The sequence below is a fragment of the Streptomyces sp. NPDC041108 genome (assembly GCF_055592645.1).
The window spans coordinates 130952-144289 of the sequence record NZ_JBVIYK010000003.1 but is presented as its reverse complement, the minus strand read 5'-3'; the positions used below and the strand labels follow the sequence as shown (position 1 = coordinate 144289).

Here is a 13338-nt window from a genome sequence, read left to right as displayed (position 1 = left end):
TCAGAACACCTTCTTGTCGGTCGTGCGGTCGGTCACGGCGTCGGCCGGGGCGGGCGCGTGGCCGGGCGGAGGCTCCGTCGAGACGGGAGAGCCGTCCGACGCATGGTCGCCCATGCCCTCCGGCCGGTCGGCGGGCGGGGGGCCGCCGTGGTCGTCGCTCACGGGCCCCCACGGCTCGTCCTCCGACGGCGGCCTGCGGAGGAGGGCTATGGAGCCGGTGACGGTGGTGGCCCTGAGCCGGCCGTTGCCCGCGCCCAGACGGCCGGTGACCTTGTGGGCGCCCCAGGGGCCGCTGACGTGGAGGTCCTCGAAGGCGTTGGAGATGGTGCCGCCGGCGGTGTTGGCCTCGACCTCGGCGTCGGTCGGGTGGGGGAGACGGATGGCGATCTCGCCGGAGACACTGGTGAGGCCGACGTCCGTGGGACCGCCCGTCGGATCGAGGTCGAGGATGATGGAGCCGCTCACGGAGTCCGCCTTCACGCTGGGGCAGGACCCCTCCATCACGGTCAGGTCGCCGGAGACGGAGCTGAGCCGGAGATCGCCCGTGAGGGCCTGCGCCTCCACGTTTCCCGAGACCGTCGTGGCGCGCACCGGGCCCGCCAGGCCGACCAGGGTGGTGTCGCCCGAGACGCCCTTCACCTCCGTACGCCCGGCCAGTCCGGACACGACCGCCGTGGCGCCGACCACGCCCACCTCGACACGGGTGGCCGCCGGGACGGTGAGCGACACCAGGACGTCGCGGCGCCGGCCCTTCCGGTCCAGCCACTTCAGGAAGTCCTTCCAGGGCAGGTCGTCGTAGGCGACGGTCAGGGTGCCGTCCTTCTGTGTCACCGTCAGGGGCGGGCCCTCGACGGCGGACACCTCCAGGCGGGCGGAACTCTCGTCGGTACCCACCACGTTGACCGTTCCGTTGACGACTCGCACATGCAGCGCCGTCACCGGTTCGTCGAACGTGAGCCTCCGCGGCTCGGCGACGGACCACACGGACATGGAGCTGACCTCCTCGGCAGACCCGACAGGAAGAGACGACGAAGGCGGGGGCGACGGCGAACGCGAGACGTGCCCGAGACGAGCCCGACCCGAGGCCGGGGACGAACCCGAGAGCGAACGCGACGCCACACACGCACTATCGTGTTCTCGCTATTCACGATATATCGCGGTCACGGAAAGTCAATACACCCGTTCTGGTGACCCCGCAGGTGAATACAGGGCAAATCGCCCTAGCGTGGAGTGCATGTCGACGGAACGCTCCCAGGGGCCCCGCGCCCCCCGGCCCACCCCCGCCCCCGGCGCGCTCCTGCTCTGCCGGGCGGATCCCGACTCCGTCGCCCCCGTCGCCCAACTGCTCCGCGAGCGCATGCTGCTGACCCCGGCCGGATCCGAGTGGACCGCGCTCGTGCCGGAGGGAAAGCCATGGCTGCAGGGCGGAGAACCCGTCGACCGCGTCCTCAGCGGCTGGGCGAGCGCCCTGGCCGTCGGCGTCCCCTGGCCCGTGCTCGCGCTGTGGTGGGACGCGGACCGCAGCGGCTACACCCTCGCCGCGGGCTTCCGTCGCACGGTCGGCTACGTGTGGCTGGCGAACGGGACCCCGGTCGGCGAGGACGAGGCGATGCGCACGTTCGCCGCCCGCCTGGGCCTGGACCCGGTCCTCGACGCGCAGTCCCTGGACGGCCTCACACGCATCGACCCGGCAGCGGACGCCCGCTCCCGGCTGCTGGGCCTGCTCGCCGTCCTCGCCCGCGCGGGAGTGACACTCCCCGCCGGTCTCGGACCGGGCGAACCCGCCGACCGGCTTCGCGAGGTCGCCCGCGTCCAGCCCGGTGTCCAGCGCATCGAGTGGACGGGCTGGCGCGGGGCGGTCCGCTCGGAGCTCGACGCCCTGGAACGGGGACGCCTCGGCCCCTGGCTGCCCTGGGCCGGCACCCCCAGAGCCCGTGCCCTGGCCGCCGCCCAGCTCCTCGCGGGACTACCGCTCACGGCCTGGGGCCTGCACCGCCGGAGCCCCGGCTGGCTGACCGCGGGCGGCCTCCTCGTCGCCCACGGCGCGGTGGGCCTGCTGTACGACCTGGCCCACCCGCGCGACTGATCACTCCCACCGGCGCCGAAGGGGACGGCTACTCGTCCTCGTCCTCGTCGTCCAGCCGCGCCAGCCAGGTCGCCAGCCGCTCCACCGGGACCTCGAAGTCCGGGTTCAGATCGACGAACGTCCGCAGTTGCTCGGCCAGCCACTCGAAGGTGACCTCCTCCTCGCCGCGCCGCTTCTCCAGTTCCTCGATGCCACGGTCCGTGAAGTACATGGGTCAAGGATAAGTGTGCGGAAACGGCCGGGCCGCACCCCCTGGAGAGAGGGTGCGGCCCGGTTGCGTGCGTGCTTCGAGCGTTGTTACGCCTCGAACACCTCACGCACCAACTGCTCCTGCTCGGCCTGGTGCCGCTTCGCCGAACCCACCGCCGGCGACGAGCCGTGCGGGCGCGAGATGCGCCGCAGCCGCTCGCCGTGGGGGACGTCCGCGCCGACCGCGAGGTCGAGGTGGTCGATCAGGTTGAGGGCGATGAACGGCCAGGCGCCCTGGTTCGCGGGCTCCTCCTGGGTCCACAGGTACTTCTCGGCGTTCGGGTACTTGTTGACCTCCGCCTGGACCTCGGCACCCGGCAGCGGGTAGAGCCGCTCGATGCGGATGATCGCCGTGTCCGTGACGCCGCGCTTCTGACGCTCGGCCTCCAGGTCGTAGTAGACCTTGCCGGCGCAGAAGACGACCTTCTTGACCGCGTTCGGGTCGACCGAGCTGTCGCCGATGACCGGGCGGAACTCACCGCTCGTGAACTCCTCCGCCTTCGACGCGGCGGCCTTCAGACGCAGCATCGACTTCGGGGTGAAGACGACCAGCGGCTTGTGGTGCGGGTTGTGCACCTGCCACCGCAGGAGGTGGAAGTAGTTCGACGGGGAGGTCGGCATGGCGACCGTCATGTTGTTCTGCGCGCACATCTGGAGGAAGCGCTCCGGGCGGGCGGACGAGTGGTCCGGGCCCTGGCCCTCGTAGCCGTGCGGGAGCAGCAGGGTGACGCCGGACGTCTGGCCCCACTTCTGCTCCGCCGACGAGATGAACTCGTCCACGACCGTCTGGGCGCCGTTGACGAAGTCGCCGAACTGGGCCTCCCACATCACCAGGGACTCGGGACGGGCGAGCGAGTAGCCGTACTCGAAGCCCATCGCCGCGTACTCGGAGAGCAGGGAGTTGTAGACGTTCAGCCGCGCCTGGTCCTCGGAGAGGTACATCAGCGGCGTGAACTCCTCGCCCGTCTCACGGTCGATGATCACCGCGTGACGCTGGCCGAAGGTGCCGCGCTGCGAGTCCTGGCCCGCCAGACGGACCGGCGTGCCCTCCAGGAGGAGGGAGCCGACCGCGAGGGTCTCGCCCATGCCCCAGTCGATGGTGCCGTCCTCGACCATGGCCGCCCGGCGCTGCAGCTGCGGCAGCAGCCGCGGGTGGGCGGTGATGTGGTCCGGAACGTTGACCTGGGACGCGGCGATGCGCTTGACGGTCTCCGCGGTGATCGCGGTGTTCACCGCGACCGGGAAGCCGTCCTGCGGGTCGTGGACCTCGCCGGAGACCGGCTGCGAGGTGGCCTCGCGGACCTCCGTGAAGACCTTCTCCAGCTGGCCCTGGTAGTCCTGCAGCGCCTGCTCGGCCTCTTCCAGGGTGATGTCGCCGCGACCGATGAGGGACTCGGTGTAGAGCTTGCGCACCGAGCGCTTCTTGTCGATCAGGTCGTACATCAGCGGCTGGGTGAAGGCCGGGTTGTCCGACTCGTTGTGACCGCGGCGGCGGTAGCAGATGAGGTCGATCACCACGTCCTTGTTGAACGCCTGGCGGAACTCGAAGGCCAGGCGGGCGACGCGGACGACGGCCTCGGGGTCGTCGCCGTTCACGTGGAAGATCGGGGCCTCGATCATGCGGGCCACGTCGGTGGCGTACATCGAGGAACGCGACGACTCGGGAGCCGCGGTGAAGCCGACCTGGTTGTTGATGACGATGTGGACCGTGCCGCCGGTGCGGTAGCCGCGCAGCTGCGACATGTTCAGGGTCTCGGCCACCACGCCCTGGCCCGCGAAGGCCGCGTCGCCGTGGAGGGCCACCGGCAGGACCGTGAAGTCCGTGCCGCCCTTGTTGATGATGTCCTGCTTGGCGCGGGCGACGCCCTCCAGGACCGGGTCCACGGCCTCCAGGTGCGAGGGGTTCGCGACCAGGCTGACCTTGATCTGCTCGCCGTCGAGGCCCGTGAAGGTGCCCTCGGCGCCCAGGTGGTACTTCACGTCGCCGGAGCCGTGCATCGACTTCGGGTCGAGGTTGCCCTCGAACTCGCGGAAGATCTGCGCGTAGGACTTGCCGACGATGTTCGCGAGGACGTTCAGCCGGCCGCGGTGGGCCATGCCGATGACGACCTCGTCGAGGCGGGACTCCGCCGCCGAGTCGATGACCGCGTCGAGCAGCGGGATGACCGACTCGCCGCCTTCGAGCGAGAAGCGCTTCTGGCCGACGTACTTCGTCTGCAGGAAGGTCTCGAAGGCCTCCGCCGCGTTCAGCCGGCGCAGGATGCGCAGCTGCTCCTCGCGCTCCGGCTTGGTGTGCGGGCGCTCGATGCGGTCCTGGATCCAGCGGCGCTGCTTCGGGTCCTGGATGTGCATGAACTCGACACCGGTCGTACGGCAGTACGAGTCGCGCAGGACGCCGAGGATGTCGCGGAGCTTCATCAGGGACTTGCCCGAGAAGCCGCCGACCGCGAACTCGCGCTCCAAGTCCCACAGGGTGAGCCCGTGCTCGGTGATGTCCAGGTCGGGGTGCTTGCGCTGGCGGTACTCCAGCGGGTCGGTGTCGGCCATGACGTGGCCGCGGACCCGGTAGGAGTGGATCAGCTCGAAGACCCGGGCGGCCTTGGTGACGTCGTCGTCGTGGCTGGCGTCGATGTCCTTGAGCCAGCGGACCGGCTCGTAGGGGATGCGCAGGGCCTCGAAGATGTCGTCGTAGAACCCGCCCTCGCCGAGCAGGTAGTTGGCGACGATCCGCAGGAACTCGCCGGAGGCGGCGCCCTGGATGACCCGGTGGTCGTACGTCGAGGTCAGCGTCATGACCTTCGAGATGCCCAGCTTGTTCAGGGTGTCCTGGGACGTGCCCTGGAACTCGGCCGGGTAGTCCATGGATCCGACGCCCATGATGACCGACTGACCGGGCATCAGACGCGGGACCGAGTGGACGGTGCCGAGGCCGCCGGGGTTGGTCAGGGAGACCGTGACACCGGTGAAGTCGTCCATCGTCAGCTTGCCGTCACGTGCGCGGCGGACGATGTCCTCGTAGGCCTGCCAGAACTCGAAGAAGTTCAGCGTCTCGGCCTTCTTGATGCCCGCGACGACCAACTGGCGGTCGCCGTTGGGCTTCACCAGGTCGATGGCGAGGCCGAAGTTGACGTGCGGCGGCTTGACGAGGGTGGGCTTCCCGTCCTTCTCCGCGTAGTGCCAGTTCATCGACGGCATCGACTTGATGGCCTGCACCATCGCGTAGCCGATCAGGTGCGTGAAGGAGATCTTCCCGCCCCGGGCGCGCTTGAGGTGGTTGTTGATGACGATGCGGTTGTCGAACAGCAGCTTCACCGGGACCGCGCGCACGGACGTGGCCGTGGGCAGCTCCAGGGAGGCGTTCATGTTCTTCGCGACCGCGGCGGCGGGGCCGCGCAGCGTGATCAGCTCCGGGCCCTCGGCGGGCGCGGCCTGCTTCGCGGGGGCCGCGGCAGCCGGCTTGGCCGGTGCGGGCGCGGCGGCCGCGGGCTTCGCGGCGGCAGGTGGCGCAACGGCGGCGGGCTTCGGGGCCGCCGGTGCGGGCGCGGCCGGAGCCGCGGGAGCGGCCTGGGCCGGCGCGGCGGGTGCCGCGGGCGTGGTGGTCGCTGCGGCCCCCGCGGCCGCAGTGCTCGCCGGAGCCGAGGCGGCAGCTGCGCCCGGCTTGTAGTCGGCGAAGAAGTCCCACCAGGCTCGGTCTACCGAGTTCGGATCCTGGAGGTACTGCTGATAGATCTCGTCGACGAGCCACTCGTTCGGACCGAAGGCCGCGGCGGGGTTCTTACCCGCTTGGTCTGCGTCGGTCGAGATGCTCGAGTTACTGGGGGACTGTGGCGACACGGCGGCAACCGCCCTCTTCCGCTTCACAAGGTGATGGACAGCGGGAATCAAGGCTACGCCCCCGTGGCCGGGAAGGTCAGGCCGAGTCCGCTCTTCGTCGCGTAAGTCACATCGGAAAGCGTGTTTCGGGGGTGGAAATGGCGGGAAACAAGCGTGGTTCCGGTCCGGAATGGGGCTGGAGGGTGCACACCGGGCATGCCTCGGGCGGGGCCTGCGGATATGTGCACGCGGCCCTCTGCCTGAACGCACCTGATCACACGTGTCCGGCTGGGCGGAACTGCCGTGGATCTTGTGGCTCCGCTTCGAACTTTACGTCAACTTGGGGGAGATGTAAGCACCGGGAGGATGAGCGATATTCGGCAATGGTGGGGGGATTCAGCCATACGTGATGTGGGTATCAGTGGATTTCCGCCCCCGCCGCTCCTGCCCTTCTCATCCCGTTCCTCCCGGTAGGAGCACCCGGATGCGGCAGCCCTTCGGGGACTCGGCCACTCCGATGCGGCCGCCGTGCAGGTCAACGGCCCAGCGGGCGATGGCGAGGCCCAGTCCGGTGCCGCCGTCGCTGCCGGGGCCGTGCGGGGAGCTGACGGCGCCGCGGTTGAAGCGTTCGAAGACACGGTGCCACTCGGATTCGGGGATGCCCGGGCCCTCGTCGAGGACTTCGAGGTCCAGGGAGTCGAGGGTGGGTCCGCGGCGGGCCTTCACCGTGACGCGGCCGTGCGCCGGGCTGTGCTTCACCGCGTTGTCGATGAGGTTGGCGACGACCTGGTGGATGCGTTCCGGGTCGGCGTTCGCGGTCAGCTCCGGCGGATGGACGTCCAGGTGCAGATGGACGTCCGTGCGGGTGTGATTGCCGGAGCCTGAGGCGATCCCCCCGCGGGCCGAGGAGACCATCTGGGCCTCCTTGAGGACGCCCGAGAGGTACGGCCAGACCTCGAAGCGGCGGCGGCGCAGCGGGACCACGCCGTTGTCCAGGCGCGAGAGGTCGAGCAGGGTCTCCACCAGACGCCCCAGGCGTTCGGTCTGCTTCAGGGCCGTCCGCATCGTCTCGGGGTCGGCCTGGGTGACGCCGTCGACGATGTTCTCCAGGACCGCGCGCAGGCCGGCGATGGGCGTGCGGAGCTCGTGGGAGACGTTCGCCACGAGTTCCTTGCGCTGGCGGTCCTGTGCCTCCAGCTCGTCGGCCATGAGATTGATCGTGTGGGCGAGGTCGCCCAGCTCGTCCCGGCGGTTCTCGCTGACCCGGCGGGTGTAGTCGCCGCGGGAGATGGACCGGGCGACCGCGTTCATCTCGTCCAGGGGGGCGGTGAGCGAATGCGCGACGAACTGCGTGATCAGGAGTGTGGCGATCATCGAGAACACCGTGATGAAGCGCAGCTCCGTCTTGGTGTGCACGGCGATCATCGACAGACCGGTCGTGATCAGCACCGAGATGACGACGAGCGCGCCGAGCTTCGTCTTGATCGAGAAGGGACGCAGACCGCTCAGCGGTCCCGCGCCCTTGCGTGACCCCGGGTCACCGACTCCGCTCATGACGCCACCAGCCCTCTGTCCCTGTGTGCCTGGGTATGCCCGCGCACGCGGTGCTCCGGCACGGGATCAGGGAGTCGGGGTCTCCAGGGCGTACCCCACGCCGTGCACCGTGCGGATCCGCTCCGCGCCGATCTTCCGTCGCAGCGCCTTGATGTGGCTGTCCACGGTCCGCGTCCCGGACGCGTCCGCCCAGTCCCACACCTCGGCGAGCAACTGTTCGCGCGAGAGTACGGCACGCGGGGTGTTCGCGAGACATACGAGGAGGTCGAACTCGGTGGGCGTGAGGTGCACGTCCTCGCTGCGCACCCGGACGCGGCGCTGCGCGTGGTCGATCTCCAGCTCGCCGAGGCGCAGGATGCCCGAGCGCGGGGTGGTGGCGGCCAGCGCGGCCCGCTCCACCCGGCGCAGCAGGACATGCACGCGGGCGGCCAGTTCCCGCATGGAGAACGGCTTGGTCATGTAGTCGTCGGCGCCGACGCCGAGCCCGACCAGCATGTCCGTCTCGTCGTCCCGGGCGGTGAGCATCAGCACGGGGACGGGCCGCTGGGCCTGGACGCGCCTGCACACCTCCAGGCCGTCGAAGCCGGGCAGCATGATGTCGAGGATCAGCAGGTCGGGCTGCCATGCCTCCGCGGTGTCGACCGCGGCGGGCCCGTCGGTCGCGGTCTGCACGACGAAACCCTCGGCGCGCAGGCGGGCCGCGATGGCGTCGACGATCGTCGGGTCGTCCTCGACCACGAGCACCCGGCGCTGTGCGCCCGGGGTCGCTGCGGTGCCGCTGTGGGTGGTGTGTGTCTGCTCCATCGCCCGCCCCTGTGTTGCTTTCCGGAATCCGTGGGGTGATCCCTTGACTACGCATGGCTGCGCATGACTGCGATTGACGCTTGAATGATCGGCGTCAGGCAAGCAGGGTACGGGCAGTCACCGCACTGCGGCTATCCAGGTCGGATCGCGATGTGCACCACGTCCGGAACTCCCCGGGCAACCTCGATCTCTTCGGTACGCACCCGTTGGAACCCGGCATTCCGCAAGGTTTCCTCGAATTCCGGAGAAGGCTGCGCCGACCACACGGCCAGCACCCCGCCCGGCCTCAACACCCTTGCGCAGCTTGCCAATCCAGCAGGTGAATACAGGTTTCCGTTGGTCTCGGAGACGGTCCAGTCGGGCCCGTTGTCGATGTCCAGACAGAGTGCGTCGAACGTGTCGGATGTCTCATTGACGTACGCCACGAGATCGGCTTCCACGATGGCCGTGCGTGAGTCCTTCAGCGCCTCCGCGGACACCTCGGACAGCGGGCCCGCGCGGTGCCACTCGATCACGGAGGGTTCGCGTTCGACGACCGTGATCGTTCCCCAGCGCGGATCCGCGGCGGCGTGTGCGAGCGAGAAGCCGACGCCCAGGCCGCCGATCAGCACACTCGGCCGAGAACGGTCGCTCAGCGCGTCGAGGGCGGCGTCGACCAGCAGCCGTTCCGAGCGGCCGTCCGAGGTGTCCATCAGGAAGCAGCCGTTGGCGATGATCTGCAGCAGCTCCCCGTGCCTGCGGAGCACGACCTCCCCGTAGGGGCCCTCGCGCCGGTCGATGACTTCGGGTTCGTCGGTGATGGGCATGCGTCCATCCTTACCTGTGCGCGGGCGAGGGGGCCGACGATTTTACGGCGGCGGGCGGGGCACCTGCGAGCTGCCGCGGGGGCGTCGCTGCTGTCGAGTCGCTGTGAATCGGGGAGAGGGTGGCGGAGGTTACAGACAGGGGCGTATCGGAGCGTCGAGGGTGGGGTGAAACGGAAGGAGCGCCTCACTTTGGATGCCGCCCAGGCCGTGAAGCCCGTGAAGCCCGTGGAACCCGTCGAGCCGACTCGGGCCGTCGAGCCGGCACCGTCCGGTGTGCCGGTCGAGCCGGTGGAGAGCCTGGAGGGCCTTGAGGCCGGGGCGCGGGCGGCGGGGGCCCGGGTGACGCCGTCGGTGACCGGGCCCGTCCTCGACGGCATCCCGCGGCAACCGGGTGCGGCGTCCGTGCGCGTGCCGGACGGGGACGGGGAGTGCGCGGGGCGCGCAGGATCCGTTGCCGCCCCGGTCGCGCGCGCCCGGGGCCCGCGCCCCTGGCGCCTGCTCCCCACCCCCGTCGGCACGCCCTTCACCTTCTTCTACGCCTGCGTCCTGGTCGTCACCTCGGTCGTGGCCGAGTACGCCGATCCCGCCGTGGTGCACGCGCTCCACCAGAGTTCCAGCACGGACGTGGCACACCTGGTCCTGGCCCCCGTGCTCGTGCTGCCCGCGAGCGCGCTGTGGGTCGCGGGCGGGGTCGCGTCCCCGTACGCCCTCGCCTTCCTGCTGGTACTGACCGCACTGGAGCGCCGGATCGGCGGATGGCGCACGGCCGGGGTCTTTCTGCTGGGCCATGTCCTCGCCACCCTGGTCACGGAGGTCCCGGTCGGGTTCGCCGTCCTGGCGGGCCACCTTCCCGGCAGCTCCCTCCACCGCCTCGACTACGGCATCAGCTTCGGGGTGGCGGCGTGCGTGGGCGCGTTGGCGGGGCTGCTGACGCCGTGGCTGCGGTGGCCGATCCTGCTGCTGTTCGCCGGAATGCTGGTGGACGACCTGATCGCCTACACGGACCCGGTGACGAACTGGGGTCACCTGCTGTCCCTGACGATGGGAGTGGCGACCTGGCCGCTCGTACGCCACCGGCGACGGGCGGACCGGGACCGCCGGGCGCTCCCGGAGGCAGGCGCGGACCGCCACGACGGCTGGTGATCAGCGGGGTTCCCGCCCCGCGGCCGGGTGGACGTTCGCCGGGTCCGGCCCGCGTGGGCATCCGTCAACTCCGGCTCGTGCGGGTGTTCGTCGACCCGGCCGACTCGGATGCCAGGTGTCGGGCCTGCGTGGGTGTCCGTCGACTTCGGCCCGCTTGAAGGCCCTTTCGTCTCGCGAGAGGCAGTCGCTCCGGCCCGCGTCAACGTCGCCTCGCCCCAGGCCAGGCCGGCCGCATGTCCCCCGGGTGCGCGCCCGTGCCACCGTCGCGCCCCTGGCCCGCACGACCCCGTACGCCGTCTCCACGGCACCCGTTCCGCCCCTCTTCCCGCCCGGTTGATCGCCCACAGCGAACGCGGCGCCCCTCGGGGAACATTCCTCGGCTCATGTGCATTGAGTCGGCATAGCTCAACTTGACTGCCGAGGGAGAGATCATGGCTTCGACGTCCGCACCGCTCACCCTGCCCGTGTTGCCGCTCGACGGGGAGGTCGTGCTGCCGGGAATGGTGGTGCCGCTGGACCTCAATGACACGGATGTACGGGCGGCGGTGGAGGCCGCGCAGGCGGCGGCGCGGGCCGAGCCAGGGAAGCCGAAGGTGCTGCTGGTGCCGCGGATCGACGGGGCGTACGCGGGCACGGGTGTGCTCGGGACCGTCGAGCAGGTCGGACGGCTGGCCGACGGGGACCCCGGCGCGCTCATCCGCGCGGTGCGCCGGGTGCGGATCGGGGCCGGGACGACCGGGCCCGGCGCCGCCCTGTGGGTCGAGGGGACGAGCGTCGACGAGAGCGTGCCGGAGCCGCTGCCCGGTCAGGTCGCCGAACTCGCCAAGGAGTACAAGGCCCTCGCCACCAGCTGGCTGCGCAAGCGCGGCGCCTGGCAGGTCGTGGACCGGGTACAGGCGATCGACGACGTGTCCGCCCTCGCCGACAACTCCGGGTACTCGCCGTTCCTCACCACCGAGCAGAAGATCCAGCTCCTGGAGACCGGCGACCCCGTCGCCCGGCTGAAGCTCGCCACCCAGCAGCTGCGGGACCACCTCGCCGAGCAGGACGTCGCCGAGACCATCGCCAAGGACGTCCAGGAGGGCGTCGAGAAGCAGCAGCGCGAGTTCCTGCTGCGGCGTCAGCTCGAAGCCGTCCGCAAGGAACTGCGCGAGCTGAACGGCGAACAGGACGGTGAGGAGTCCGACGACTACCGGGCCCGCGTCGAGGCCGCCGATCTGCCGGAGACCGTGCGGGAGGCCGCGCTCAAGGAGGTCGACAAGCTGGAGCGGTCGAGTGACCAGTCCCCCGAGGGCGGGTGGATCAGGACCTGGCTCGACACCGTGCTCGAACTCCCCTGGAACGAGCGGACCGAGGACGCCTACGACATCCGGGGCGCCCAGCGGGTGCTCGACGCCGAGCACGCCGGCCTGGAGGACGTGAAGGAACGCATCACCGAGTACCTCGCCGTGCGCAAGCGGCGTGCGGACCGGGGACTGGGCGTCGTCGGCGGGCGGCGCGGCGGCGCCGTGCTCGCGCTCGTCGGGCCGCCCGGCGTCGGCAAGACCAGCCTCGGCGAGTCCGTGGCCCACGCGATGGGGCGCAAGTTCGTCCGGGTCGCGCTCGGCGGCGTACGGGACGAGGCGGAGATCCGCGGGCACCGGCGTACGTACGTGGGTGCGCTCCCCGGCCGGATCGTGCGGGCCATCAAGGAGGCCGGGTCCATGAACCCCGTCGTCCTGCTCGACGAGATCGACAAGGTCGGCTCCGACTTCCGGGGCGACCCGGCGGCGGCCCTGCTCGAAGTCCTCGACCCCGCGCAGAACCACACCTTCCGGGACCACTACCTGGAGGTCGAGCTGGACCTGAGCGACGTCGTCTTCCTGGCCACGGCCAACGTGCTGGAGGCGATCCCCGAGGCGCTGCTCGACCGCATGGAGCTGGTCCGGCTGGACGGATACACAGAGGACGAGAAGGTCGTCATCGCGCGGGACCACCTGCTGCCCCGTCAGCTGGACCGGGCCGGGCTCGGCGCCGACGAGGTCGTCCTCGACGAGAGCGCGCTGCGCAAGCTCGCCGGCGAGTACACGCGCGAGGCGGGCGTCCGGAACCTGGAGAGGTCCGTCGCGCGGCTGCTGCGCAAGGTCGCCGCCCAGCACGAACTGGGGCAGCGGGAGCTGCCGTTCACCGTCACCGACGGGGACCTGCGCGGGCTCATCGGGCGTCCGCACCACGTGCCCGAGGCGGCGCAGGACCCGGCGGAGCGGCGTACGGCCGTGCCGGGCGTCGCGACCGGGCTCGCCGTCACCGGCGCGGGCGGCGACGTGCTGTACGTCGAGGCGTCGCTCGCCGACCCGGAGACGGGCGCGGCGGGGCTGACCCTCACCGGCCAGCTGGGCGACGTGATGAAGGAGTCCGCGCAGATCGCCCTCTCCTTCCTCCGCTCGCACGGCGCGGAGCTGGAGCTGCCCGTCGCCGACCTCAAGGACCGGGGCGTGCACATCCACTTCCCGGCGGGCGCGGTGCCGAAGGACGGCCCGAGCGCCGGCGTCACCATGACGACGGCCCTCGCCTCGCTCCTGTCCGGCAGGCTCGTCCGCACGGACGTGGCCATGACGGGTGAGGTCTCGCTGACGGGCCGGGTCCTGCCCATCGGCGGGGTGAAGCAGAAGCTGCTCGCCGCGCACCGGGCCGGTGTCACGACCGTCGTCATCCCGAAGCGGAACGAGGCGGACCTCGATGATGTGCCCGCCGAGGTGCTGGAGAAGCTCGACGTGCACGCCGTCACGGATGTCCGCCAGGTCCTGGAGCTGGCGCTCGCGCCGGCGGCGGTGGAGGTGCCGGTGGCAGCGTGACCGGCAGGGACCTCTCGCGCGGTTCCCCGCGGCCCTGAATGCACCGGGC

At 70.9% G+C, this 13338-nt stretch carries 9 protein-coding genes; 3 read left to right on the top strand and 6 right to left on the bottom strand.

Features of this window, described 5'->3' with window-relative positions; genetic code table 11:
* On the bottom strand, positions 1–990 hold the full coding sequence (locus tag ACZ6BB_RS10170) for a DUF4097 family beta strand repeat-containing protein (RefSeq protein ID WP_471614839.1): 990 nt from the start codon (positions 988–990) through the stop codon (positions 1–3).
* A gap of 244 nt (positions 991–1234) precedes the next feature.
* Between ACZ6BB_RS10170 and ACZ6BB_RS10165 the strand changes: the two genes are divergently transcribed.
* Positions 1235–2086 (top strand): hypothetical protein, encoded by an 852-nt coding sequence (locus ACZ6BB_RS10165; protein WP_471614838.1) that lies wholly within the window; start codon positions 1235–1237, stop codon positions 2084–2086.
* A 28-nt stretch (positions 2087–2114) separates the two neighbouring features.
* On the opposite strand, the gene ACZ6BB_RS10160 is transcribed toward ACZ6BB_RS10165, so the two are convergent.
* The 5 genes from ACZ6BB_RS10160 to ACZ6BB_RS10140 form a co-directional block, all read right to left on the bottom strand.
* Complete coding sequence (locus ACZ6BB_RS10160; protein ID WP_003961784.1) at positions 2115–2297, bottom strand: DUF6104 family protein; 183 nt, start codon at positions 2295–2297, stop codon at positions 2115–2117.
* A gap of 86 nt (positions 2298–2383) precedes the next feature.
* Positions 2384–6169, bottom strand: a complete 3786-nt coding sequence (locus tag ACZ6BB_RS10155) for a multifunctional oxoglutarate decarboxylase/oxoglutarate dehydrogenase thiamine pyrophosphate-binding subunit/dihydrolipoyllysine-residue succinyltransferase subunit (RefSeq protein WP_471614837.1) — start codon at positions 6167–6169, stop codon at positions 2384–2386.
* Between the two features lie 432 nt (positions 6170–6601).
* Complete coding sequence (locus ACZ6BB_RS10150; RefSeq protein ID WP_471614836.1) at positions 6602–7702, bottom strand: sensor histidine kinase; 1101 nt, start codon at positions 7700–7702, stop codon at positions 6602–6604.
* 66 nt (positions 7703–7768) lie between these two features.
* Positions 7769–8506 carry a response regulator transcription factor gene (locus ACZ6BB_RS10145; RefSeq protein WP_390807595.1) on the bottom strand — a complete coding sequence of 246 codons (738 nt, stop codon included), beginning with the start codon at positions 8504–8506 and terminating at the stop codon, positions 7769–7771.
* A 131-nt stretch (positions 8507–8637) separates the two neighbouring features.
* A complete protein-coding gene (locus tag ACZ6BB_RS10140) occupies positions 8638–9312 on the bottom strand; it encodes a spermine/spermidine synthase domain-containing protein (RefSeq protein ID WP_471614835.1) in 675 nt (224 codons plus the stop codon).
* A gap of 189 nt (positions 9313–9501) precedes the next feature.
* Here ACZ6BB_RS10140 and ACZ6BB_RS10135 point away from each other — a divergent pair, with 189 nt between their 5' ends.
* Together ACZ6BB_RS10135 and lon are read left to right on the top strand one after the other, a co-directional pair.
* Complete coding sequence (locus ACZ6BB_RS10135) at positions 9502–10455, top strand: rhomboid-like protein (protein ID WP_471614834.1); 954 nt, start codon at positions 9502–9504, stop codon at positions 10453–10455.
* A 431-nt stretch (positions 10456–10886) separates the two neighbouring features.
* Positions 10887–13289 carry an endopeptidase La gene (gene lon, locus ACZ6BB_RS10130; protein ID WP_471614833.1) on the top strand — a complete coding sequence of 801 codons (2403 nt, stop codon included), beginning with the start codon at positions 10887–10889 and terminating at the stop codon, positions 13287–13289.
* Positions 13290–13338 lie beyond the last annotated feature (49 nt).

Bases quoted from the DNA above. Each gene is read 5' to 3' on its own strand.
- lon (WP_471614833.1), top strand. From the start codon at position 10,887: ATGGCTTCGACGTCCGCACCGCTCACCCTGCCCGTGTTGCCGCTCGAC.
- ACZ6BB_RS10140 (WP_471614835.1), bottom strand. From the start codon at position 9,312: ATGCCCATCACCGACGAACCCGAAGTCATCGACCGGCGCGAGGGCCCC.
- ACZ6BB_RS10165 (WP_471614838.1), top strand. From the start codon at position 1,235: ATGTCGACGGAACGCTCCCAGGGGCCCCGCGCCCCCCGGCCCACCCCC.
- ACZ6BB_RS10160 (WP_003961784.1), bottom strand. From the start codon at position 2,297: ATGTACTTCACGGACCGTGGCATCGAGGAACTGGAGAAGCGGCGCGGC.
- ACZ6BB_RS10145 (WP_390807595.1), bottom strand. From the start codon at position 8,506: ATGGAGCAGACACACACCACCCACAGCGGCACCGCAGCGACCCCGGGC.
- ACZ6BB_RS10170 (WP_471614839.1), bottom strand. From the start codon at position 990: ATGTCCGTGTGGTCCGTCGCCGAGCCGCGGAGGCTCACGTTCGACGAA.
- ACZ6BB_RS10150 (WP_471614836.1), bottom strand. From the start codon at position 7,702: ATGAGCGGAGTCGGTGACCCGGGGTCACGCAAGGGCGCGGGACCGCTG.